Origin of the sequence: Streptomyces sp. NPDC102279 (genome assembly GCF_044766365.1) — a bacterium.
Classification (GTDB): Bacteria; Actinomycetota; Actinomycetes; order Streptomycetales; family Streptomycetaceae; genus Streptomyces.
This window is the reverse complement of sequence record NZ_JBIWLU010000007.1, coordinates 154588-177967: the sequence shown is the minus strand read 5'-3', so window position 1 is coordinate 177967 and position 23380 is coordinate 154588. Positions and strand designations below refer to the sequence as shown.

Here is a 23380-nt window from a genome sequence, read left to right as displayed (position 1 = left end):
CATCTGGTTCCAGCCGGATTGCACAGGTTTCCCCATTCAACTTGTTTTCAAACCAAGTTGGCGAAGACGGGGTGGACGGGGCGCCGTGGGCGTGCCAGGTTGAGCCCCGAAGGCCCCGCCCGGCAACGGGACTTGATCGGGGCGGCAGCGCGAGGCACAGCGCCACGGCACGGCGGAGCACACGCAGGGACCGGCACCCCAGGGATCGAAGGGAGCGGTACGCGATGACCGACCAGGTACAGCCGGCGCAGGGCCCGGGAACGTCCGGGCCGGGGCCCGACGGAGCGGGATTCACCTACCGAGGAGCCGAGCAGGAGCTGATCGTCGTCGCACGTCCGGAGGCCAGGCTCCGCGCCGGGGCCGAGGGCGTCCGCTCGGCGGCGGGCGCCGACGTCTCGGCCCTCAACATGTTCCTCAGCGACGAACAGCTCGCCCTGGAACCACTGTTCGGCAGCGAGGAGCGCCTTCGGCAGTCCACCGCGACGGGCACCGGGAGCGGCCCCGACCTCGCGCTCTTCTACCGGGTGCACGGGGTGCGGAGCCGCGCCCAGGAGCTGCGCTCCCGGATCGCAGCACTCCCGGAGATCGACACGGCGTACGTGAAGCCCGGCGCCGTTCCGGCCTCCGCGGCCTCGGGACCGGCGGCCAGCTGGACCGGCCGGAGCGCCGACGACAGCCAGCGGCTCAAGGAGGGGGCGCCCGTCACCCCGGACTTCACCAGTCGCCAGGGCTACCTGCGTCCGGCGCCGGAGGGCATCGACGCGTACTGGGCCTGGCAGCGCCCGGGCGGCGCGGGCCACAACGTCACGGTCATCGACGTGGAGGGCGCCTGGCAGCTCGGGCACGAGGACCTGGCGTCCAAGCTCGCCGGCGTGGTCGTCGGCACGCCGCTCACGGACCTCGCCTGGCGCAACCACGGTACGGCTGTGATCGGCGTGATCGGCGGCGACCGCGACGAGCACGGAATCACCGGTGTCGCGCCGGACGCCGTGACCGCCGCCGCCTCCTTCCAGGGCATCGGCACGGCGGCGGCGATCCATGCGGCGGCGGAGCGGCTGAGCCCCGGTGACATCATCCTGATCGAACTGCACGCCCCCGGGCCCCGGTTCGACTTCGAGGAGCGGGACAGCCAGGAGGGCTACATCCCGCTGGAGTGGTGGCCGGACAACTTCGCCGCCGTCCAGGACGCGACCGCCCGGGGCATCGTCGTGGTGGCCGCCGCGGGCAACGGCGCCGAATCACTCGACGACGGCGTGTACGAGCGGCGGCCCGCGGAGTTCCCCGAGTGGTGGCGCAACCCGTTCAACCCCTCCAACCGGTCCTCCGGGGCGATCCTCGTCGGGGCCGGCGCACCGCCGCCCGGTACCCACGGCCGCGACCACGGCCCGGACCGGTCACGGCTCGCGTTCTCCAACTACGGCGCCCGCGTGGACACCCAGGGCTGGGGGCGCGAGGTCACCACGACCGGCGGCTCCTGGGACCGGCCCGGCGACCTGCAGGGCGGTGCCGAGGAGATCGCCTGGTACACGGACACGTTCTCCGGGACCTCTTCCGCCTCCCCGGTGGTGGTCGGTGCCCTGGCCGCGCTGCAGGGCATGCTCAAGGCGGCCGGCCAGGCACCGATGTCCCCGGAGCGTGCCCGCGCGGTGCTGCGGGCCACCGGCTCCCCGCAGCAGGACGCGCCGGATCGGCCCGCGTCCCAGCGGATCGGCAGTCGGCCGGACATCAGGGCGGCGGTCACCTGGCTGCTGCCGGAGGCGGTCGGCTCCGGCCGGGCCGAGCGGTACTGGGCCGAGCTGTTGCCGTACCCGCCCGAACTCCCGCCGCGGCTCCGGCTCCACGTCTCCGGAGCCTGGCGCAACCTCGCCCACCCGTCGCCCGAGATCACGCAGGCGGTGCAGTCCGCCTTCGCCGGTGGACGTCCCGACGTACGCGTCTGGTTCTCGGACGACGAGATCGTCGGCCTGGTCGTCACCGGCTGACGACCCGGCCCCCGGGACCGACGGAACGGAACGCAACCAACCCTTGACGGAAGGTGGCAGTCGCATGAGCACCATCCCGCAGATGAGCCAGCAGGGACAGCAGGACCTGCGGCAGGGACACCCGCAGGCGCAGCAACAGGGCCAGCAGGGCCCGAACACGGCTCCCCCGCAGCAGTTCGGACCGCAGCAGGGCATGGGCCAGCAGCAGCCGTTCGGGACCCAGCCGCAGCAGTCGTACGGGCAGCAGGAGTTCGGCCGGCAGATGCAACAGCCGTACGGGCAGCAGGAGTTCGGCGGGCAGATCCAGCAGCCCTACGAGCAGCAGGACATGGGCCGGCAGGGCATGGGCCAGCAGATCCCGCAGCAGCAGATCCCGCCGCACCTCCAGCAGCAGCTCCAGCAGATGGGCCGGCAGCAGCCCTTCCAGCACCTGCTCCAGCAACTCGGCGGACAGCAGGCGCAGTTGCAAGGCCAGGGGCAGCCGCTCGTGCTGCCGAGCGCGGTGCAGGCCGCGTCGCTGGTGAGCGGCATCGCCACGAAGTTCTGGGACGTCGTCACGCCCCTGCCGGGGCAGCCGTCGATCCTCTACCTGTTCATCGACAACGGCTGGCGCCAGCTGGTGAACCCGAACCAGGTGACGCACGACCAGGTGCAGGAGGCCTTCGCCTTCGGACAGCAGGTCATCGGGTTCTACGACACGACGACCAACGCGCTGCAGGCCGTCATCGTGAACAAGCAGTAGCAGCAGGAACGGCCGGCGACGGCGGACGGCGGCACGCACAGGGCGCCGGGCGGATCACTCCGCCCGGCGCCCGACCGTATGGGGAACCGCTACAGCGCCACGCCCAGGAGGGCGTCCACGGCACGCGAGACGACGCCGGGGGCGCCCTCGTCCGTACCGCCCGTGCCGTGCTGGAGCGCGGCCCAGCGGTCGACCGCCGCGAGCGCGGCCGGGGCGTCCAGGTCGTTCGTGAGCGCGGCGCGGATCTCGTCGACCAGCGCCTCGGCCGGCGGCCCGTCCGGGCGCGACACCGCGGCCCGCCAGTCCTCCAGGCGGGCGACCGCATCGGTGAGGACAGCGTCCGTCCACTCCCAGTCGGCCCGGTAGTGGTGCGCGAGGAGCGCGAGGCGGATGGCGGCCGGGTCGACCCCGTCGCGCCGGAGCTGGGAGACGAAGACGAGGTTGCCCTTCGACTTCGACATCTTCTCGCCGTTCAGGCCGACCATGCCGGCGTGGACGTAGGCCTTGGCCATCGGGAACTCGCCCGTCAGCACCTGGGCGTGCGAGGCACCCATCTCGTGGTGCGGGAAGGCGAGGTCGGAACCGCCGCCCTGGACGTCGAATCCCATGCCCAGGTGGTCCAGGGCGATGGCGACGCACTCGATGTGCCAGCCGGGACGCCCGCGGCCCAGCGAGCCGCCGTCCCAGCTCGGCTCGCCCTCACGGGCGGCCATCCACAGCATCGGGTCGAGGGGGTTCTTCTTGCCGGCCCGGTCCGGGTCGCCGCCGCGCTCGGCGGAGAGCAGGCGCATCGTCGCGGCGTCCAGGTTGGACACCTTGCCGAAGTCCGGGTCGGACTCCACGGAGAAGTAGACGTCGCCCTCGAGCTCGTAGGCCGCTCCGGCGTCCCGCAGCCGCTCGACGAGCGGCACGATGCCGGGTATGGCCTCGACGGCGCCTATGTAGTGCTGCGGCGGCAGCATCCGCAGGGCGGTCATGTCCTCGCGGAAGAGGGCGGTCTCCTTCTCGGCGAGGCCCACCCAGTCGATGCCGTCGCGCGCGGCCCGCTCCAGCAGCGGATCGTCGACGTCCGTCACGTTCTGGACGTAGTGAACCTGCCGCTTGGTGTCGAGCCACACGCGCTGCACGAGGTCGAACGCGTTGTAGGTCGCCGCGTGCCCCATGTGGGTCGCGTCGTACGGCGTGATGCCGCAGACGTAGATACGGGCGACGGGACCGGGGTCGAGGGTGACGAGCCCACCCGTCGCGGTGTCGTGGATCCGGAGGTCGCGGCCCTCACCGGGCAGGGCGGGGACGTCGGAAGCGGGCCAGGCATACATGTCATGAGACTAACCGGACGGAACTTCCGTATACGAACCGGCCATCCCGAGATGGCCGGGAAGGCCCTCTTGCGCGGTGCGCCGCCCCGGACGGAGCGGCGCTCGCGCGCTACACCGGCGGCCAGGGGATGGCGGGCCACTCGCCACTGGGCTCCGGGTGTTTCCCGGACGCGAGCATGGCCGCGATCCGCGCGCGCGTGGCCTCGATCTCGGCCGCGGTGACGAGTTCCGCCAACCGGGTGGCCAGCGGCACGCCCGGGGCCAGGGTGTCCCGCAGGGAGGTGAGGACCTCCACCGCCTCGGCCGTGAGCGGCTCGCCGGCCCAACCCCACAGGAGCGTGCGCAGCTTGTTCTCGGCGTTGAAGGTGACCCCGTGGTCGATGCCGTAGAGGCGGCCCTCGCCGGTGGGCAGCAGGTGGCCGCCCTTGCGGTCGGCGTTGTTGATCACCGCGTCGAGGACGGCGAGCCGCCGCAGCCGGGCGTCGTCGGCGTGCACGAGCAGAGCCGTCTCGCCCTCGCCGACCTCGGCGAAGCCGATCGCCTTCCACCCCTCGGCCGGTTCCTCACCCTCCACGAGTGCGAGCAGGCCGTCCCCGTCCTCGCCGGCCGAGGGCTCGATCCACAGCTGGCACATGCCCTCGCCGTACGGTCCGTCGCGCAGCACGGTGGTGGGAACGAGCCCCCATCCGGTCGCCTCGGACACCTCGTACGCGGCGACCTCGCGCTGGGCGAGCGTGCCGTCGGGGAAGTCCCACAGGGGGCGCTCACCGGCGACGGGTTTGTAGACGCAGAACGCCTCGCTGCCCTCGTACGACACGGAGCAGTAGAGCACCGCGTTCGAGGCCTCACGGATCTGTCCGCGTACTTTCAGCTCGCCCCGGGCGAGCAGCTCGGCGGTCGTCACGCTCCGCGGCGGTATCCGTTCTGGCGCGGACATACGTGTCCTTCCGGGTCGAGCGGGAGGCTGCACAGCGGGCAGGGCGGGCGGCCGGCGTTGACGACGTCGAGGGCCCGCTTGGCGAAGGCGCGGGCCTGGGCTCCGGTGAGGCGGACCCGGAGCATCGGCGGGCCGTTCTCCTCGTCCTGGAGCAGGCGCTCCTCGGCCTCGGCGAGGTCCTCGTCGGACTCGGCCTCGAGCTCCACGAGCGCCTGCGCCTCGACGATCATGCGCTGCTCGTCACCGTCCCAGGCCAGCGCCATGGTGCCGACGCGGAACTCCTCCTCGACGGGTGTGTCGAGGGGGGCGGTGTCGGACACCTCGGTGGGAGCCATCGCCGGGACCGGGGCGCTGCCGCCGGTGCGCCGGACGACCTCGTCGAGGAGTTCCTCCATCCGCTCGGCCAGTGCGGCGACCTGGGTCTTCTCCAGGGCCACGCTCGTCACCCGGGGCCCCGAGGTGGCCTGCAGGAAGAAGGTACGGCGCCCGGGCAACCCGACCGTACCGGCCACGAAGCGGTCCGGGGGGTCGTAGAGGAACACCTGACGGGACACGTCCTGTCTCCATTGGATCGGCATGAGGGCCGGCTGACTGCGCCGCCCCGCATCGGCTGCTGAGAACTTGCTGACAACTACTGCGCTGCTTCGACCGCTTCACCCTACTGCGGCCGACGATCACGGTGCGCCCGCGCCGCCCCCGACCGGGGCGTCGCCGCTCGGGGGTTCCTCGCGCGGCGCGAGGGACGCGAAATCACCGGTGTCCCCGAGTCGCACGAGAAATGGCCTCAAGCGGGTGTAACGGATCGCGGTGATGGAACACGGTTCAACAGAGATCCGCTGGAAGAGGTCGAGATGAAGTCCGAGTGCGTCGGCGACGAGCGCCTTGATGATGTCGCCGTGCGAACACATGAGGTAGACCGCGTCACTGCCGTGGTCGCGCTCCACGCGCGCGTTCCACTCGCGCACCGCCTCGGCGGCCCGCGTCTGCATGGCCCGCATCGACTCGCCGCCCGGGAACGCGGCCGCGGACGGATGTGCCTGGACGACCTCCATCAGCGGCTCGCCCGTGAGTTCGGCGAGCTTGCGGCCCGACCAGTCGCCGTAGTGGGCCTCGCCGATGCGCTCGTCGCTGTGCGCGGGCACCTCGGGGCGGGCCTCCCGCAGCGGCTGGACGGTCTCCTGGCAGCGCTGGAGGGGGCTGGCGACGATCTCGGCGATCGGCAGCCCGGCGAGCCGCCCGGGCAGTGCCGCGGCCTGCTGGGTGCCGCGCTCGTCGAGGGCGACGCCGGGCGTCCAGCCGGCGAGCAGTCCCGCGGTGTTGGCGGTGGAACGTCCGTGCCGGACGAGGATCAGGGTGGGCATGCGGCCCAGGGTAGACGGACGGCTCGCGGACCCGGCGGGCGCTGTGGACAGCGGCGACCGGAGTGCGACAGGGCCCCAAGGACGGGAGAATACGCTCCGTGATCGTCGACTGCGCCATCTACCGGGACGGGAAACGGACGGAGGGCCCGGACGACCTCTCCGACGCCCTCGCACAGTGCCGTGCCGAGGGCGACGCCTTCGTGTGGATCGGCCTGTACGAGCCCACCGAGAGGGAGTTCGACCTGGTCACCGAGGAGTTCGGGCTCCATCCGCTGGCCGTCGAGGACGCCCTCAAGGCCCATCAGCGGCCGAAGCTGGAGATGTACGAGGACTCGCTCTTCATGGTCCTGAAGCCGGTGGCCTACGAGCCGGAGAGCGATGCCGTCTCCTCCGGCGAGGTCATGGTCTTCCTCGGAGACTCGTTCGTGGTGACCGTGCGGCACGGCGAGGAGTCACCGCTCGCGTCCGTACGGCGCCGTCTGGAGGCGGATCCCGAGATGCTGCGGCACGGGCCGACGGCGGTGCTCTACTCGATCGCGGACGCCACGGTGGACCACTATCTGGAGGTGGCCACCGAGCTGGGCACCGACCTGGAGGAGCTGGAGGCGGAGGTCTTCTCGCCGCAGCAGGGCGGCTCCCGGAACACCGCGTCGCGGATCTACGCGTTCAAGCGGCAGGTGCAGGAGTTCCGCAGGGCGACGGTCCCGCTGGCGGTGCCGCTGACCCGGCTCTCGGGCTCGGGCCTGGCCACGGCGACGGTGCCGTTCGTGAACGTGGACGCGCAGCCCTTCTTCCGGGACGTCAACGACCACCTGATGCGGGTCAACGAGTCGGTGGAGGGCCTGGACCGGCTGGTGTCGGACATCCTGTCCGCGCATCTCGCGCAGATGAGCGTGCGGCAGAACGACGACATGCGGAAGATCTCCGCGTGGGCCGCGATGGCGGCGGTCCCCACGATGATCGCGGGGATCTACGGCATGAACTTCGACCACATGCCTGAACTGCACTGGGTGTGGTCGTATCCGGCCGTGGTGGGGATCATGGTCGTGCTGGAGGTTCTGCTGTACCGGCAGTTCAAGCGGCGGGGGTGGCTGTAGCGGCGGCCCGCCGGCGTCAGGCGAACTCGGGCGCGGTGGTGGCGGGGCCGTCGAGGGCGCCGCGCCGCGCCGGCATCTTCAGGGAGACCATCCGGCGCCAGCCCGCGGCACGCTCATAGGCGTACACGGCGTGGATGCCGGCGGTGAGCAGGGCCGCCTTCGCGCGGGACCAGCCGAGGATGTGTCCCATGTGGGCCATCACGGCGAGGCTCACGTCCCGGTAGACGCGGATCTCGGCGTGGGCGCAGGTCCGCAGGGTCCGCTGGATCGCACGGCCGTGGCCGGCGTGGGCGAAGCGCAGCAGTTCCTCGTGGCAGTAGGCGAGGTGGTTGTCCTCGTCGTTGGAGATCATCTTCACCGCGCGCCCGAGGTCGGGGTGCTCGGCGAAATGCTTGCGCAGCAGGTCCATCTGTTCGGAGGCACGCTGTTCGGTGACCCTGCTGTGGGCCAAATAGGTGACGACGTCCTGCACGGTGAGCGGCCGGTCGCCCTTGAGCTGCTCGTGCGCCAGGCCGATGCCGTGCCGTTCCAGGAGCATCGTGTAGTCGGTGTCGGCCGGGACGTCGACGGGTTCCAGGCCGCGCTTCTTCATGAGGGCGTTGAAGATCCGCCCGTGCTTGTCCTCGTCGGCGCCGTGGCGGGCGATCTTGGGGGCGAGGTCGCGTTCGCTCGCCGGGACCAGCGCGGCGATCCTGGCGTTCTCCCAGCCGCCCTGTGACTCCCCGCTCGCGGCGATAGAGCAGAAGAGCCGGTACGACTCGTCGTTGTCGAGGATCTCCTGAAACAGATTCTTGGCCGAAAGCATCTCTGACACCTCTCCGCAGGGTTCCGCAGAAAACGAGTCAAATGGGATGTCGGGCCACCGGCAACCGATGTGTCGGACAAATCCGCCGAACGACGGACGGGGAACAGGGCCGGGGCGCGTAACCAAGGGGCCCCCTGGCGCGTTGTTCCCCGTGACGGCCGTGGCGGGGAAGACCCCCGAGCCCCCACCACGGCCGCAGACTTCCTCCGGATGCGTTCCCGGTCCGGTTACGCCAGTCCGGCGCGCTCCAGGGCATCGGATCCGGCCCGCAGCGAGGCGATCCGGTCCTCCAGGGCGAAGCCCGCCGGGGCCAGCGTGAGCGTGGTGACACCGGCGGCGGCGTACGCCGTCATCCGGTCGGCGATGCGGTCCACCGAACCCAGCAGGGTCGTCTGGTCGATCAGCGTGTGCGGGATGGCGGCCGCCGCACCCTCCTTGTCGCCGGACAGGTACTTGTCCTGGATCTCGGCGGCTTCCTTCTCGTAGCCCATGCGCCGGGCGAGCTGGTTGTAGAAGTTCTGCTTACGGCTGCCCATGCCGCCGACGTACAGGGCGGTGTACGGGCGGAACATGTCGGCGAGCGCGCCGACGTCCTTGTCGTCGCCGACGGCGAGCGGCAGGGTCGGGCAGACGTCGAAGCCCTCCATGGTCTTCCCGGCCTTCTCCCGGCCCGCGCGCAGGTGCTTGACCGCGGTCTCCTCCAGGTGCTCGGCCGAGGGGAAGATGAGCAGCGCGCCGTCCGCGATCTCGCCGGTCTGCTCCAGGTTCTTGGGGCCGATCGCGGCGACGTACAGCGGGATGTGCTCGCGTTCCGGGTGCACGGTGAGCTTCAGCGGCTTGCCGGGGCCGCCCGGCAGCGGAAGGGTCCAGTGCTCGCCCTCGAAGGACAGCCGCTCGCGCGTCATGGCCTTGCGGACGATCTCCACGTACTCGCGGGTGCGGGCCAGCGGCTTGTCGAACTTGACGCCGTACCAGCCCTCGGAGACCTGCGGTCCGGAGACGCCGAGCCCGAGGCGGAATCGGCCGCCCGACAGGGAGTCGAGGGTCGCGGCGGTCATCGCGGTCATGGCGGGCTGCCGGGCCGGGATCTGGAAGATGGCCGAGCCGACGTCGATGCGCTCGGTCTGGGCGGCGACCCAGCTGAGCACGGTGGCGGCGTCGGAGCCATAGGCCTCGGCGGCCCAGCAGACGGCGTACCCGAGCCGGTCGGCCTCCTGGGCCACGGCGAGATTGTCCGCGTCCATTCCCGCGCCCCAGTAGCCGAGGTTGATGCCGAGCTGCATGGCCGATTCCCCTTACCGATCAGTAACGTCCCTTGGCCGAGACCCTAGCGTGCGGGCGTCCCGGCCGGGCAGCGGCACCTTCGGCCTTCTCGGCGCCCGCCCGGAACACGGTCGGGAACTCTGCGGGGAACTCCGCTCGGGACGTCTCGCGGCCTCTTGCCGACGCGATGTCCGTGCGCCCGCGTACGCCCGTCGCGGCGCCGCTCCCGGACCACGGGTCGTCACGTGCGGCGATCGGTGGGATATCGGTTGTCCACAGGCCCCCACGCGGCCGGTTCCGGACAGTAATCTCGGCGTTCATGGAGCAGAGGCATCTCGGCCGTACCGGCCTGCGTGTGTCCCGGATCGGACTCGGCACTCTCACCTGGGGCCGGGACACCGACGAGCACGACGCGGCGGACCTGTTGAAGGCGTTCTGGGAGGCGGGCGGGACGCTCGTCGACACCGCGGACGTGTACGGCGACGGCGAGGCCGAGTACCTGCTGGGACGCCTCGTCGAGGGGCTCGTGCCGCGCCGGGACCTGGTCATCTCGACGAAGGCCGGAAGCGTGCCCGACCCCGAGCGCCGCTTCGACGGCTCGCGCAGCCATCTGCTGTCGGCCCTGGACGCCTCGCTGGCCCGCCTGGGCACGGACTACGTGGACCTGTGGCACGTCCACGCCTACGACCCCCACACGCCCCTGGACGAGACCCTGCAGGCGCTCGACCTCGCGGTCAGCAGCGGCCGCGCCCGGTACGCGGGCGTGTCCAACTTCTGCGGCTGGCAGCTCGCCAAGGCGGCCACCTGGCAGCTCGCCGCGCCCGGCATACGCACGCGCCTGGCCAGCACGCAGATGGAGTACTCCCTGCTCCAGCGAGGCATCGAGCGCGAGGTGCTGCCGGCCGCCCTCGACCTGGGCGTCGGCCTGCTGCCCTCCTCGCCGCTCGGGCGGGGCGTGCTCACCGGCAAGTACCGGACCGGGACGCCGACCGACTCACGGGGCGGCTCGGAGCATCTCGCGCCGTTCGTCGCGCCCTACCTCGACGAGACGGCGAGCAGCATCGTGGAGGCGGTGTCGATCGCGGCGGACGGTCTCGCCGTGACGCCGCTCCAGGTGGCGCTCGCGTGGATCCGTGACAGACCCGGGGTCGCCGCACCGATCGTCGGCGCGCGCAACGCGCAGCAGCTCACGGCCGCGTTGTCAGTGGAGACCCTTAGTCTTCCTGACGAGATCTGCCGGGCGCTCGACGACGTGTCGGCCCCGGTGCACCACTATCCCGATCACGACTGGAGCACGCTGTGAGCACGGAGCCCGAGACCACGGAGGAAACGGAGCCGGAGGCGCCGGGCGCGGACTCGACCGCGGGCGACCCGCAGGACACGGACGCGGGCGACGCGGGCACGCGCTCCGGGGACGGGGACGGGACCGCGCCCGAAGGCGCGGGGCCGGACGTCGGGACGGGGACGGACACGGAGGCCGACGCCGAGGCGGGCGAGGACGGCGGCGACGACGGCGACGGCGAGGACGCCGGGACGGCACCCGGCACCGAGGCTGCCACCGGGACCGAAGCCCCCACGGAGGCCGAGGCCGCCGCCCAGGTGTCCGAGGCGGCGGCCGAGCTGGCGGCCCAGCGGCTGGAGCGGGAGCGGATCGAGCGGCGCAAGGCCGAGAAGCAGACGCCGATCGAGGCCGGGACCAAGCTCAGTGGCACGGCGGCGGACCTGCTCGCGGCCGTGCGGGCCGTGGAGAGCGGTGAGAAGCCGGCTGCCACCGCCTTCCGCGAGTCGACGCCCCCGCCGCGCCGGGTCGTCGAGGAGCCGGTGCCGCGACCGCAGCCCGTCACCGCCCAGCCCGCTCAGCCGGGCGCCGCCGCCCCGGAGGCCGTCGACGCCGTCCGGGCCGTGCTGACCGAGGGAGGCGCGCCCGAGACGCTCGCGGCCCAGGTCGTCGCCGCGCTGGGTGAGGGCGCCGACAGCCAACTGCGGGAAGATCCCTGGCAGTTGCTGCGAGTAGCCGGGGTCCGGCCCGAACCGGCCGACGGGTTCGCGCGGGCGCTGCTCGGCGCCGAGTGCGGCCCGGACGACGAGCGTCGGGGCCGGGCGCTGACCGTGTGGCTCCTGGAGCAGGCGGCCGTGGCCGGGCACACCGCCCTGGACGCTCCCGCGCTCATCTCCGCGCTCGCGCAGCGCGCCGTGCCCGATCCGGACGCCGCCGTGCAGGCCGCGCTCGCGGAGGGCGACGCCCTGGTCTTCCAGGACGCCCTGGACCCGGCACCCGCCGCGCCGCAGGACGACACGGAGGAGCCGCAGGAGCGCCCGGTGCGCATCCTCATCGGACTGGAGCGGTACGCGCTGGCCGAGGAGAGCCTCTCCGACGGACTGGGCCGGATCATGAACTCGGTTCCCAAGGCGGACGGTTCGGCCGCCGGCTGGGAGGAGGCCGCCGGCGCCGCGCCCCGTTCGGCGGGCGAGCTGATCCGCGCGGCGGCCGCCCACGGCCTGGTGCTGCACACCGGCGGCGACGCCTCCCGGTCCGAGGTCGCGGCGCTGCTGCACGCGGCACGCGGCCTCGGTCTGCGCGGCTGGGCCGCCGCCCACACCGCCGACGGCCGTGACCGTCTCGCGGACCTCCTCGCCGGGCACGAGCAGGAGGCCGCCGGCCACGGCGAAGCCACCCGCACCGCCACCGTCGAGGGGCTGCTCTCCGGCACCGAGGGTCCGGGACGCGACGCTGACGGGGCTCTGGACCTCGACGTCCTGGTCGTCCTCGACGCGCCGCAGCTCGACGTCGAGACGGCGGCCGTGCTCGCCGAGTCCCTGCCGGACGGGGCTCGCCTCGTGCTGAGCGGTGACCCCGGAGTGCTGTGGTCGGCGGGGCCCGGACGGGTCTTCGCGGACCTGACCGCCGCCCGCGCCTGCCCGCAGGTGGCCTCCCGGACGCCCGACCCCGGGCCCGTCGGAGAGCTGGTCTCGGGCGTCGGCATCGGCGAGCTCAACCAGGTGGAGGCGCCCGGCAAGGAGGTCGTGATCGTCCCGGTGCGCGACGCCGGCGAGGCGGTGCACCGCACGGTGCAGTTGGTCGCCGACTCGGTGCCGCGAGCGATCGGCATCCCCACCGAGCAGACCCAGGTGATCACGCCAGGGCACGGCGGCGCGGTCGGCACCCGCGCGCTGAACACCGCCCTCAAGGAGCGGCTGAACCCCGGCCCCGGCCGCTTCGGGGGCTTCGACCCGGACGACCGGATCGCCTACTCCCCCACACCGGGCCGCGTCCTGCAGGGCCGGGTGGTGAAGGCCGACGCCGACGGACTGCACCTGGAGTGCGCGGGCGGACCCGTCGTCGTACCGAAGGAGCGGGTGGAGCAGACCGTGCGGCACGGCTGGGCGCTCACCGCGCACCAGGCGGTGGGACTGCGCTGGCCCGCCACGGTCGTGGTGCTGCCGGGCGACGCGGCGGCGACTCTGACCCGCCCGTGGGTGTACACGGCCTTCGGACGGGCGGAACGCCATCTGTCCGTCGTGCACGGCGTGGAGCAGGCGTTGCAGCACGCCGTGGCGGAGGTCCCGCAGAAGCCGCGCACCACCCGTCTGCCGGCCCTGCTGAAGGCCCAGACACCGGCGACGACGGCGGGCTGACCGGACGGCCCACGCGGGCGTCGTGCCGGCGTGGGCCTGCATGGGCCCGCATGGGCCCAGTCCTGGCGGCCACTCGGTCGGGGGGCCGGCCACCCCGTCGGATCCGGCCCGGGTGACCGTCGGACCTGCGCCCGCTCGCGGGCGGCGGCGCACCAGAAGTCACCGGGCCGGCTCAGCTCAGCTCAGGGAAACGGGGGTGGCGGTCACCGTGTTCGGTGACCGCCACCCCCGTACCTGTCGGTGAGGTGCCGCCCTCAGGCCTGTGCCGGGGCGGGCGTCAGCGATCCGCGTCCTGCGGGTCCGACGGCTCCAGCTCCGCGTCGGCTTCGAGGTCGTCCTCGATGTCCTCGATGTCCTCGTCGTCCGACTCGTCGTCGAACACCGCGCTGACGTCGAAGCGGCACACGACGCGCTGCGGGTCGATCGCCTCGAAGGGGGCCTCCAGCCATTCGCCGGGCTCGGCGGATTCGTCGGCGGCGGTCACCCACAGGGTGGAGTCGCCCTCCTCCAGCCCGAACTCCTTGTGCCGGGAGGCGATCTCGTCCGGTTCGAACTCGCCGAACAGAACCCCGAGCGCCCCGTGCAGGGTGCCGGACGCCGCGTCGAAGCCTTCGGTGGCGGTGGCGCCGTCCTCCTCGACGGCCTCCACGCGCTGGGCCTGTGCCAGCAGTCGCTGCGGCTCCACCACGGAGTAGTCCCGGCGGATCACCACGCTCAGCGCGTTCGGCTCCTCCGGACCGGTGTACGGCGGCAGCGTGTCGTCGCTGCCGGGGATCTCGAAGGGCGTGACCTCGTCATATCGGTCGTAGAGGAGCTCGTCGTACTCCTCGGCCGCGGCGGCGAGCTCGTTGAACGCTTCGTATACGGCCGGGTCGTCGTCGCCCGTCCTGCGCTCGACCGCGGCCAGGTGACGGTCGAGAGCGGTCTTGACCGCCTCGGCGGCGGCTCGTACCTCGGCAGCGGTGGGCTGCACAGCATCAGACATAGTGCAGACGCTATCCGTACCGGGCCTCTGCCCGCACAATAGATGCGATGCCGGAATACGAATTTGTCGACGTGTATGTGCCTCGCGGGGTTTCCCGCAAGGAGACGACACGTCTGCTGACGGACCATGCCGAGTACGGACACTGGGAGTTGGACCGCCTAAGTCTGCTCCGCGACGGCAGCCGCAGGGTGCGGCTGCGCCGACGGATCATCCGCCAGGTGCGGGCGACGTGGTGACGTAGGACCGCTGGAACGGGAGGGGCCCCGCCATGGCGGGGCCCGCTCCGTCGCGACGCCACCGGGGAAGGTCGTGGCGTCTTGGTCACACTTGTGCCGTACGGGATCACACCCGTGCCGAGCGCGCCCGGCGGAAGAGCACGGCGCCGGCGAGCAGCGCGGCCGCTCCGGCGGGGACGACAGCACCGATGGGCATCTCGCTGCCCGTGTGCGCGAGCTGCGCGGGGCCGTTCTGCGGCGTCTGGACCGTGGACCGCGCGCCCAGGTGCGTCACCTGCGAGACACCGCCCCGGTGCTTGCCGCCGCCCGACCCGGACGTACCGCCGGTCTGTCCCGGCGTACCCGGCTGACCAGGGGTTCCGGCATGGCCCGGCTGACCGGGGTGGCCCGAGTGACCGTGGCCGTGGTGCCCGTGACCCGGGTGTCCGGGGTGTCCGGGGTGTCCCGGCTTACCCGGGTGCCCGGGGTGACCATGACCCGGCTGACCGGGATGGCCCGGCGTACCCGGATGACCCCCATGACCCGGGTGCCCGGGGTGGCCCTGGCCCGGATTGCCGGGGTGGCCTGGCGTACCCGGATTGCCGGGGTGGCCCGGGTGACCGGGCGTACCCGGGTGGCCGGGGTGGCCGGGGTGTCCGGGGTGTCCGGGGTGTCCGGGGTGGCCCGGCGTACCAGGGTTGCCGGGGTGGCCGCCGCCGGGCGGGTTGGAGGAGTGACCGCCGGACGAGTCGTTCGCGCAGCCGTTGGCGGCTGTCGCGTTGCCGATCCCGATGACGTTGACACTGTTGCCGCACACGTTGACGGGGGCGTCGACCGGCACCTGTACGTGGTTGCCGGAGCCGACGCCGGGTGACCGGGTCGCGTGGCCGCCGGCCTGTGAGCCACCGGCGGAGTGGGATCCGCCGTAGCCACCGGACGAGCCGCCGCGGCCGCTCAGGTTCGCGCACGTGTTGCCGACGGCCGGGTTGAGCACCCCGACCACGCTCACCGTGTTGCCGCAGACGTTGACCGGCACGTGCACCGGTACCTGCACCGTGTTGCCCGACAACACGCCGGGCGAATCCGACGACGAGCCGATCGCGCCCGAGTCGGCGTGTGCGGACACGCCGGTCACGGCGATCACACCACTCGCCGCGGCCACGGTCATCAGGCCCTTGCGGGTGACCTGTCGCATAGCTGTATCCCTGCCTCAGTCCTTGGGACGTGGACCATCCAGAACACGCGCACGCCCACGAGACGTGTGCGCGGGAAGCAGGTCGGCCCCGGAGCGCATGGCGCGCACTCCGGGGCCGACGAGCTCAGACCTTCACGAAGTGACCCTCATGAGATGACCCCATGGGGTGCCCCGTCAGGAGACGGGGCACGACGTCACTTGTTGAAGCAGGTGTTGCCGAAGGCGGGGTTCAGCAGCCCGATCACGGAGACCGTGTTGCCGCAGACGTTCACGGGGACGTGAACGGGCACCTGGATGACGTTGCCGGAGACGACGCCCGGGGAGTGCACGGCGGCACCCTGAGCACCGGAGTCGGCGACAGCCAGGCCCGCACCCGCGAGAACCAGACCACCAGTGGCAGCCGCAGCGGCGACGACCTTCTTGATCATTATTCCTCCTTGTAGGCAAATGCGATCCCAAGTAGCTGATCGCAACACCTGTAACGAGGAAGGAGTAGTAGAGCTACGAGCTGATGGTCACATTCACCCGTGCCGGGCGATCTTCGTACGGGCGGGCGAATGTCGGCGTCAACGTCACGACGCGTCGATGAAGCGGTCCAGCACGCGCACGCCGAACTGCAGCGCGTCGACCGGCACCCGCTCGTCGACGCCGTGGAACATGCCGGCGAAGTCCAGCTCCGGCGGCAGCTTCAGCGGGGCGAAGCCGAAGCAGCGGATGCCGAGGTCCGCGAAGGACTTGGCGTCGGTGCCCGCCGAGAGCATGTAGGGCACCGCGCGGGCGATCGGGTCCTCGGCGGAGAGCGCGGTCTGCATGGCGTCGACGAGGGCGCCGTCGAAGCTGGTCTCCAGGGCCTTGTCCGCGTGCACGTCCTCTCGCTTCACGCGCGGGCCGAGGATGCGGTCGAGGTCGGCGAGGAATTCCTCCTCGTATCCCGGCAGGTAGCGGGCGTCGACGTGGGCGGTGGCCTGTCCCGGGATCACGTTCACCTTGTAGCCGGCGCCGAGCTGGGTCGGGTTGGCGGTGTTCTGCAGGGAGGCGCCGATGAGCTTGGCCATGCCGCCGAGCTTGGCGAGCGTCTCGTCCATGTTCTCCGGGTCGAGCTCGGTGCCCAGGGCGTCGCCCAGTTCGTCGAGGAAGTGCCGCAGGGTCTTCGTCACGCGCACCGGGAACTTGTGCCGGCCGAGCCGCCCGACGGCCTCGGACAGCTCGGTGATCGCGTTGTCCTTGTGGATCATCGAACCGTGGCCGGCGGTGCCGTCCACGGTCAGCTTCATCCAGTGCATGCCCTTCTGCGCGGTCTCGATCAGGTACAGCCGGAGCTTCTCGTTGACCGTGAAGGAGAAGCCGCCGACCTCGCCGATCGCCTCCGTGACGCCCTCGAAGAGGTCCGGGTGCTTGTCGACCAGGTGCCGGGCCCCCCACGTGCCGCCCGCCTCCTCGTCGGCGAGGAAGGCGAGGACGATGTCGCGCGGGGGCTTGCGGCCGGCGCGCATCCGCTCGCGCACCACCGCCAGCGTCATCGCGTCCATGTCCTTCATGTCGACCGCGCCGCGGCCCCACACCATGCCGTCGGCGATCTCGCCGGAGAACGGGTCGTGGGTCCAGTCCGCGGCGTTGGCGGGGACGACGTCGGTGTGGCCGTGGATGAGCAGCCCGGGCCGCGAGCGGTCCTCGCCCTCGATGCGGACCACCGTGGAGGCGCGGCCCGGGTGGGACTCGAAGATCTGCGGCTCCAGTCCGACCTCGGCGAGCTTCTCGGCGACGTACTCCGCGGCCTTGCGCTCACCCGGGCCGGAGTGGTCCCCGTAGTTGCTGGTGTCGATCCGGATCAGCTCGCGGCAGAGGTCCACGACCTCGTCCTGGCCCGTGACGCTGCTGGTCGTGCCGGTGTCGCTCACGCTGCTTCCTCCCGCTGTCGCCGCTGGTGGTCCCCCTCATCCTCCCTCTCCCACCCCTCTCTCCCCAAGGCAGGTCCAGGCCCGTCACACGCCGTTCACGCGGCGACGGGGGGTGATCGGGGCCCCTGGAAAGCCTGGTAATGTTTTCTCTGTCGCCGCGAGGGAAACCCGCGCGACAAACACCTTGTCCGGGTGGCGGAATGGCAGACGCGCTAGCTTGAGGTGCTAGTGCCCTTTAACGGGCGTGGGGGTTCAAGTCCCCCCTCGGACACAAAGGAGTGAGGGCCCCGACCGTCAGGTCGGGGCCCTCACTCGTTGCGCCGGGCCCTCGGCCGGGAGCCCTCGCTCGGTGTGTCCGCCGTGTCACGGACAGATGTGGGGCAGATCTCGTCACGCTGACATACCTCCACGTCAGGGCACCGGAATCAGAGGTTCCGATGGCCCGGGAGAGGGCCTCGCATGGCTGATGACCAGGCGCGGGGCTAGCGTCGTACTAAAATTCCAGGCTTGCTCGGAGCTGGACCGGAATATCCCCAGGCGTACCTGCGGGCCCACCAGCGCCCCGGACTCTCCCGGGAACGACACGTGAGGACCCGATGGCAGCCCTCCAGCAAGGCCCCGCAGTCGCGTTGTCCGACGACGAGGTGCGTGCGGAGTTCGGTGACCAGGCACGCTTCTCCGCCGCTCCGGCCGCCTCGCCGCGCACGCTCGTCGACATCCTCGACGCCTCCGTACGGGCGTATCCCGACGAGCCCGCTCTCGACGACGGGCGGCGCGCGCTCACCTACCGTGAGCTGGCGGCCGAGGTCGAGGCGATGCGGTGGCGGCTCGCGCAGGCCGGGGTCGGGCTCGGCGACCGGGTCGGTGTCCGCGTCCCGTCCGGCACGAACGAGCTGTACGTCGCGATCCTCGGCGTCCTCGCCGCCGGTGCCGCCTATGTCCCGGTGGACGCGGAGGACCCGGACGAGCGGGCCGAGCTGGTCTTCGGGGAGGCGGGGGTGCGCGCGGTCGTCGGGGCCGGTCACGAGCTGACCGCCGGGAGCCGCTCCGAGCTGCCGGCGGGCCGGCCCGGCGTCGAGCACGACGCGTGGATCATCTTCACCTCCGGCTCCACGGGCAAGCCCAAGGGCGTGGCCGTGAGCCACCGCAGCGCCGCCGCGTTCGTCGACGCCGAGGCCGGCCTCTTCCTCACCGAGGAGCCGATCGGGCCCGGTGACCGGGTCATGGCCGGCCTGTCCGTCGCCTTCGACGCCTCCTGCGAGGAGATGTGGCTCGCCTGGCGGTACGGCGCCTGTCTGGTGCCCGTGCCGCGCTCCCAGGTGCGCAGCGGCGCCGACCTGGGGCCCTGGCTGGTCGAGCAGGAGATCACCGTGGTCTCCACCGTGCCGACCCTCGCCGCGCTGTGGGAGCCGGAGGCCCTCAACGAGGTCCGGTTGCTGATCTTCGGCGGTGAGGCCTGCCCGCCCGAACTGACCCAGCGCCTGGTGACCGAGGGCCGCGAGGTGTGGAACACGTACGGGCCGACCGAGGCGACCGTCGTGGCCTGTGCCTCGCTGCTGACCGGCGAGGAGCCCATCCGGATCGGGCTGCCGCTGAACGGCTGGGAGCTGGCCGTCGTCGACGAGGCCGGCGAGCTGGTGCCGATGGGCGCGAGCGGCCAGCTGGTGATCGGCGGGGTCGGGCTCGCCCGGTACCTCGACGCCGAGAAGGACGCGGAGAAGTACGCGCCGCTCGCCTCCCTGGGCTGGGAGCGGGCGTATCGCAGCGGTGACCTGGTCCGGGCCGAACCGGAGGGGCTGGTCTTCCTCGGGCGCGCGGACGAGCAGATCAAGCTCGGCGGGCGCCGGATCGAACTCGGCGAGGTGGACGCGGCGCTCCAGGCGCTGCCCGGTGTCGCGGGCGCCGCCGCCGCCGTACGGACCGCCCGCGGCGGCAACCAGCTCCTCGTGGGCTATGTCGTCACGCAGGACGGCTGGGACCACGCGACCGCGGTCGAGAAGCTGCGGGCCGAACTGCCCGCCGCGCTGGTGCCGCTGCTCGCCCCGGTCGGGGACCTGCCCACCCGGACGTCCGGCAAGGTCGACCGGAACGCGCTGCCCTGGCCGCTGGAGGGTCTGGAGACCGGCGGCACCAAGGAGCAGCTCTACGGCACCGAGGCGTGGCTGGCCGAGCAGTGGAGCGAGGTGCTCGGCATCCCCGTCGGCGGTTCGGACGACGACTTCTTCTCGATCGGCGGCAACAGTCTCGCGGCGGCCCAGCTCACCACCCGGCTGCGCGCCCGCTATCCGAGTGCCGCGGTGCTCGACATCTACCAGCAGCCCGTGCTGCGCAAGCTGGCCCGGCGCCTGGAGAAGTCCGTCCAGGAGGACGGCACGGGGCGGACCGTCGCACCGGTGCCGATGCGCGCCAAGGTGATCCAGCTGCTCGTGCTGGTGCCGTTGTTCACGCTGCTCGGGCTGCGCTGGACCGTGGCGCTGGCCGCGCTCGGGAACGTGCTGCACTGGTTCGGCCCGTATCCGTGGGCGCCGAGCACGTCGTGGTGGCTGGTGGGTGCCGGAGCCCTCGTGCTGTTCAGCCCGCCGGGACGGCTCGCGATCGCCGCGGGCGGGGCGCGGCTGCTGCTGCACGGTCTGAAGGCCGGCCGGTACCCGCGCGGTGGCGGTGTCCATCTGCGGCTGTGGACGGCGGAGCGGCTCGCCGAGTTCACCGGCGCGACCTCGCTGACGGGTTCCTGGCTGGAGCGGTACGCCCGCGCGCTGGGCGCCCGGGTCGGCCAGGACGTGGACCTGCACTCGCTGCCGCCGGTGACCGGCATGCTCAAGCTGGGCCGGGGTGCCGCCGTGGAGTCCGAGGTGGACCTGTCGGGGTACTGGCTGGACGGCGACCGGCTGGAGATCGGTGCCGTGAAGGTGGGCGCCGGTGCCGTCGTCGGGACGCGCAGCATCCTGTTCCCGGGGGCCCGGGTCGGCAAGCGCGCCGAGGTGGCGCCGGGTTCGGCGGTCGCGGGGCAGATCCCGACCGGGCAGCGCTGGGCGGGTGCCCCGGCGGGCAAGCTGGGCAAGGCGAAGCGGGCGTGGCCGAAGGACCGGCCGCGGCGCGGCACGTACTGGCGTGTGATGTACGGCGCGAGCGGCTTCGCTCTGACGGCGCTTCCGGTGCTGGCCGCCCTCGCGGCGCTGCTCGTGGCGCGGGTCTTCGTGAGTGCGGACGCCGGGTTCGGTGCGGCGCTGCGCGGTGCGGCGATCGCACTGGTGCCGGCGACGCTGGCCTTCGGTCTGGCGTACGCGCTGCTGCTCCTGGTCCTCGTACGGCTGCTGAGTCTCGGGCTGCGGGAGGGCACGCATCCGACGCACAGCCGGATCGGCTGGCAGGCGTGGACGGTCACGCAGCTGATGGACCGCTCGCGCGAGACGCTGTTCCCGCTGTACGCCGGGCTGATCACGCCGGTGTGGCTGCGGCTGCTCGGCATGAGGATCGGGCGGGGGGCCGAGATCTCGACGGTGCTCGCGCTGCCGAGTCTGACGACGGTCGGCGAGGGCGCTTTCCTCGCCGACGACACGCTGACCGCGCCGTACGAGCTCGGGGGCGGCTGGATGCGCATCGGGCGGGCCGAGATCGGCCGCCGGGCGTTCCTCGGCAACTCCGGGATGACGGCGCCGGGCCGCAGCGTGCCGGACGGCGGTCTGGTCGGTGTGCTGTCTGCGACGCCGAAGAAGGCGAAGAAGGGCAGTTCGTACCTGGGTCTGCCGCCGGTGAAGCTGCCGCGCTCTGCGCAGGGCGGCGACCAGAGCCGCACGTACGACCCGCCGGCCCGGCTGCTGTGGGCGCGCGGTCTGGTGGAGGCGTGCCGGATCGTGCCGGTGTTCTGCTCGGCCGCCCTGGCGGTCCTGACCGTCGCCGCGCTGTGCGCGCTGGGTCCCTGGGCGTGGGTGTTCCCGGGGGCGGTGCTGCTGGCTGCCGGTGTGCTCGGGGGCCTGGTGTCGGTGGTGGCGAAGTGGCTGCTGGTGGGCCGGCACCGTGCCGGTGAGCACCCGCTCTGGAGCGGTTTCGTGTGGCGCAACGAACTGGCCGACACCTTCGTGGAGGTCGTCGCCGTGCCGTGGCTGGCCGGTTCGGTGCCGGGTACGCCGCTGATGACGGCGTGGCTGCGCGCTCTCGGCGCGCGGATCGGACGGGGTACGTGGGTGGAGAGCTACTGGCTGCCCGAGACGGACCTGGTCACACTGGAGGACGCGACCACGGTGAACCGGGGCTGTGTCCTGCAGACCCACCTCTTCCACGACCGGATCTTGCGGACGGATACTGTGGTCCTCCGTGAGGGCGCCACCCTGGGCCCGGGCGGAATCGTCCTGCCCGGCAGCACCGTCGGGGCCCGCTCGACCCTGGGTCCCGCGTCGCTCGTGATGGCGGCGGAGTCCGTTCCCGACGACACCCGCTGGCTGGGCAACCCGATCGAGGCCTGGCGTTCGTAGAGGACGACGTCGGCCGGTCGGCTGCGAAGGGCGGTACAGCGGTACGCCGAGCACAGGGCAGGGAGCAGTCGCAGCAGTGAGCGTTCAGCAGACAGCGGGACCGGACCCCTATTTCCCGGCCAACGGCGATCCCCGTTACCGGGTGCACCGGTACGAACTGGCGCTGGACTACCGCCCCGCCCCGAACCGGCTCTCCGGCACCGCGCGGCTCAACGCCATAGCGGGCCGCTCGGCGCTCACCGAGTTCCAGCTGAACCTGGCGGACTTCCGGATCGGCCGGATCCGGGTCGACGGGAAGGCGCCGCACTACACGCACCGCGGCGGCCGGCTGCGGGTCCGTCCGCCGAAGCCGGTCCGGGCCGGTGCCGCGTTCACCGTCGAGGTGCAGTGGTCGGGCAACCCCAAGCCGGTGAACAGCCCGTGGGGCGGGATCGGGTGGGAGGAGCTGGAGGACGGGGCGCTGGTGGCGAGCCAGCCGGTCGGTGCGCCGTCCTGGTACCCGTGCAACGACCGGCCGGCCGACAAGGCCGCGTACCAGATCTCGATCACCACGCCGTCCGCGTACGCGGTGGTGGCGGGCGGACGTCTGCTGACGCGGACGACGAAGGCCTCCACGACGACCTGGGTGTACGAACAGGCGGCGCCGACCTCCAGCTATCTGGTCGGCCTGTCGATCGGCAAGTACCAGACGGTACTGCTCGGCGATCCGGGCCTCGTGGGCGTACCCCAGTCCGGGCATCTGCCCGCGCGGCTGCTCCCTGAGTTCTCCCGGGACTTCGCGCGGCAGCCCGCGATGATGGAACTGTTCGAGGACCTCTTCGGGCCGTATCCGTTCGGTGAGTACGCGGTGGTGGTGACCGAGGAGGAGCTCGACGTCCCGGTCGAGGCGCAGGGACTGTCGCTGTTCGGCGCCAACCACGTGGACGGCGCGCGGGGTTCGGAGCGGCTGATCGCGCACGAGCTGGCGCACCAGTGGTTCGGCAACAGCGTGTCGATCGCCGACTGGCGGCACATCTGGCTGAACGAGGGTCTCGCGAAGTACGCGGAGTGGCTGTGGTCGGAGCGTTCCGGCGGACGCACGGCCCACCGGCTGGCGACGGCCGCGCACCGCAAGCTGTCCGCGCAGCCGCAGGATCTGCTGCTGTCCGACCCGGGCCGCAAGCTGATGTTCGACGACCGGCTCTACGAGCGCGGCGGTCTCACCGTGCACGCGATCCGCTGCGCGCTGGGCGACGAGGCGTTCTTCCGCATGCTGCGCGGCTGGACCGCCCTGCACCGGAGCGGCGTGGTCACCACGTCCGTGTTCACCAGGCACGTCGCGCGCTACGCGGCCGAGCCGCTGGACGACCTCTTCACGGCGTGGCTGTACGAGAGGGCGCTCCCGCCGCTGCCCCCGCCCGCCGCGCAGCTGCCGGCCCGGCCGAGCTATCCGCCCACGAACGCCGACTCGGCCCGGGTCCGGGGAGAATGACG

Annotated in this window: 18 protein-coding genes and 1 tRNA gene; 9 read left to right on the top strand and 10 right to left on the bottom strand. The window is 72.3% G+C overall.

The genetic code is table 11. The features are described from left to right. Positions 1 to 224: 224 nt before the first annotated feature. Both ACIRQH_RS19250 and ACIRQH_RS19245 read left to right on the top strand, forming a co-directional pair. Positions 225 to 1982: a S8 family peptidase gene (locus tag ACIRQH_RS19250; protein ID WP_404226637.1), complete on the top strand. Its 1758-nt coding sequence runs from the start codon at positions 225 to 227 to the stop codon at positions 1980 to 1982. A 64-nt stretch (positions 1983 to 2046) separates the two neighbouring features. Beyond that, on the top strand, positions 2047 to 2724 hold the full coding sequence (locus tag ACIRQH_RS19245) for a hypothetical protein (RefSeq protein ID WP_358822539.1): 678 nt from the start codon (positions 2047 to 2049) through the stop codon (positions 2722 to 2724). Positions 2725 to 2813: 89 nt separating this feature from the next. Here the strand turns inward: ACIRQH_RS19245 and mshC are convergent, their stop codons facing one another. From mshC to ACIRQH_RS19225, 4 genes are all read right to left on the bottom strand, one after another. Further along, positions 2814 to 4043, bottom strand: a complete 1230-nt coding sequence (gene mshC, locus ACIRQH_RS19240; protein ID WP_388868824.1) for a cysteine--1-D-myo-inosityl 2-amino-2-deoxy-alpha-D-glucopyranoside ligase — start codon at positions 4041 to 4043, stop codon at positions 2814 to 2816. A gap of 109 nt (positions 4044 to 4152) precedes the next feature. Next, positions 4153 to 4980 (bottom strand): SCO1664 family protein, encoded by an 828-nt coding sequence (locus ACIRQH_RS19235; RefSeq protein ID WP_404226636.1) that lies wholly within the window; start codon positions 4978 to 4980, stop codon positions 4153 to 4155. Continuing rightward, on the bottom strand, positions 4944 to 5534 hold the full coding sequence (locus tag ACIRQH_RS19230; protein ID WP_081223511.1) for a DUF3090 domain-containing protein: 591 nt from the start codon (positions 5532 to 5534) through the stop codon (positions 4944 to 4946). The genes ACIRQH_RS19235 and ACIRQH_RS19230 overlap by 37 nt, the downstream gene beginning before the upstream one ends. Before the next feature lie 120 nt (positions 5535 to 5654). Further along, positions 5655 to 6341 (bottom strand): histidine phosphatase family protein, encoded by a 687-nt coding sequence (locus ACIRQH_RS19225; protein WP_358822536.1) that lies wholly within the window; start codon positions 6339 to 6341, stop codon positions 5655 to 5657. A gap of 98 nt (positions 6342 to 6439) precedes the next feature. Here ACIRQH_RS19225 and corA point away from each other — a divergent pair, with 98 nt between their 5' ends. Next, the gene (gene corA / locus ACIRQH_RS19220; RefSeq protein WP_388868832.1) at positions 6440 to 7438 is read left to right on the top strand and encodes a magnesium/cobalt transporter CorA; all 999 of its coding nucleotides are present in this window, start codon (positions 6440 to 6442) and stop codon (positions 7436 to 7438) included. 16 nt (positions 7439 to 7454) lie between these two features. Here the strand turns inward: corA and ACIRQH_RS19215 are convergent, their stop codons facing one another. Further along, positions 7455 to 8243, bottom strand: a complete 789-nt coding sequence (locus tag ACIRQH_RS19215) for a ferritin-like domain-containing protein (RefSeq protein WP_358822534.1) — start codon at positions 8241 to 8243, stop codon at positions 7455 to 7457. Positions 8244 to 8470: 227 nt separating this feature from the next. Beyond that, a complete protein-coding gene (locus ACIRQH_RS19210) occupies positions 8471 to 9526 on the bottom strand; it encodes an LLM class F420-dependent oxidoreductase (RefSeq protein ID WP_358822533.1) in 1056 nt (351 codons plus the stop codon). Positions 9527 to 9825: 299 nt separating this feature from the next. On the opposite strand from ACIRQH_RS19210, the gene ACIRQH_RS19205 reads away from it, so the two are divergent. Further along, positions 9826 to 10809, top strand: coding sequence for an aldo/keto reductase (locus ACIRQH_RS19205; protein WP_358822532.1), 984 nt, complete (start codon positions 9826 to 9828; stop codon positions 10807 to 10809). After that, positions 10806 to 13142, top strand: coding sequence for a helix-hairpin-helix domain-containing protein (locus ACIRQH_RS19200; RefSeq protein ID WP_404226633.1), 2337 nt, complete (start codon positions 10806 to 10808; stop codon positions 13140 to 13142). Before ACIRQH_RS19205 ends, ACIRQH_RS19200 begins: the two co-directional genes overlap by 4 nt. 277 nt (positions 13143 to 13419) lie before the next feature. Here ACIRQH_RS19200 and ACIRQH_RS19195 read toward each other — a convergent pair whose 3' ends face one another. Further along, on the bottom strand, positions 13420 to 14127 hold the full coding sequence (locus ACIRQH_RS19195) for a hypothetical protein (RefSeq protein ID WP_358819599.1): 708 nt from the start codon (positions 14125 to 14127) through the stop codon (positions 13420 to 13422). Between the two features lie 47 nt (positions 14128 to 14174). Between ACIRQH_RS19195 and ACIRQH_RS19190 the strand changes: the two genes are divergently transcribed. Then, on the top strand, positions 14175 to 14363 hold the full coding sequence (locus ACIRQH_RS19190; RefSeq protein ID WP_081223519.1) for a DUF5703 family protein: 189 nt from the start codon (positions 14175 to 14177) through the stop codon (positions 14361 to 14363). A 106-nt stretch (positions 14364 to 14469) separates the two neighbouring features. Here the strand turns inward: ACIRQH_RS19190 and ACIRQH_RS19185 are convergent, their stop codons facing one another. The 3 genes from ACIRQH_RS19185 to ACIRQH_RS19175 form a co-directional block, all read right to left on the bottom strand. After that, positions 14470 to 15537, bottom strand: a complete 1068-nt coding sequence (locus tag ACIRQH_RS19185; RefSeq protein WP_404226632.1) for a chaplin — start codon at positions 15535 to 15537, stop codon at positions 14470 to 14472. A gap of 194 nt (positions 15538 to 15731) precedes the next feature. Beyond that, positions 15732 to 15965, bottom strand: a complete 234-nt coding sequence (gene chpH / locus ACIRQH_RS19180) for a chaplin ChpH (RefSeq protein WP_358819597.1) — start codon at positions 15963 to 15965, stop codon at positions 15732 to 15734. A gap of 144 nt (positions 15966 to 16109) precedes the next feature. After that, positions 16110 to 17435: a M20/M25/M40 family metallo-hydrolase gene (locus tag ACIRQH_RS19175; RefSeq protein WP_358819596.1), complete on the bottom strand. Its 1326-nt coding sequence runs from the start codon at positions 17433 to 17435 to the stop codon at positions 16110 to 16112. A 186-nt stretch (positions 17436 to 17621) separates the two neighbouring features. Here ACIRQH_RS19175 and ACIRQH_RS19170 point away from each other — a divergent pair. From ACIRQH_RS19170 to ACIRQH_RS19160, 3 genes are all read left to right on the top strand, one after another. Then, positions 17622 to 17706, top strand: a tRNA-Leu gene (locus ACIRQH_RS19170). Positions 17707 to 18031: 325 nt separating this feature from the next. Next, positions 18032 to 21907, top strand: coding sequence for a Pls/PosA family non-ribosomal peptide synthetase (locus tag ACIRQH_RS19165; RefSeq protein ID WP_404226630.1), 3876 nt, complete (start codon positions 18032 to 18034; stop codon positions 21905 to 21907). A 76-nt stretch (positions 21908 to 21983) separates the two neighbouring features. Next, on the top strand, positions 21984 to 23378 hold the full coding sequence (locus tag ACIRQH_RS19160) for a M1 family metallopeptidase (RefSeq protein WP_358819594.1): 1395 nt from the start codon (positions 21984 to 21986) through the stop codon (positions 23376 to 23378). Positions 23379 to 23380 lie beyond the last annotated feature (2 nt).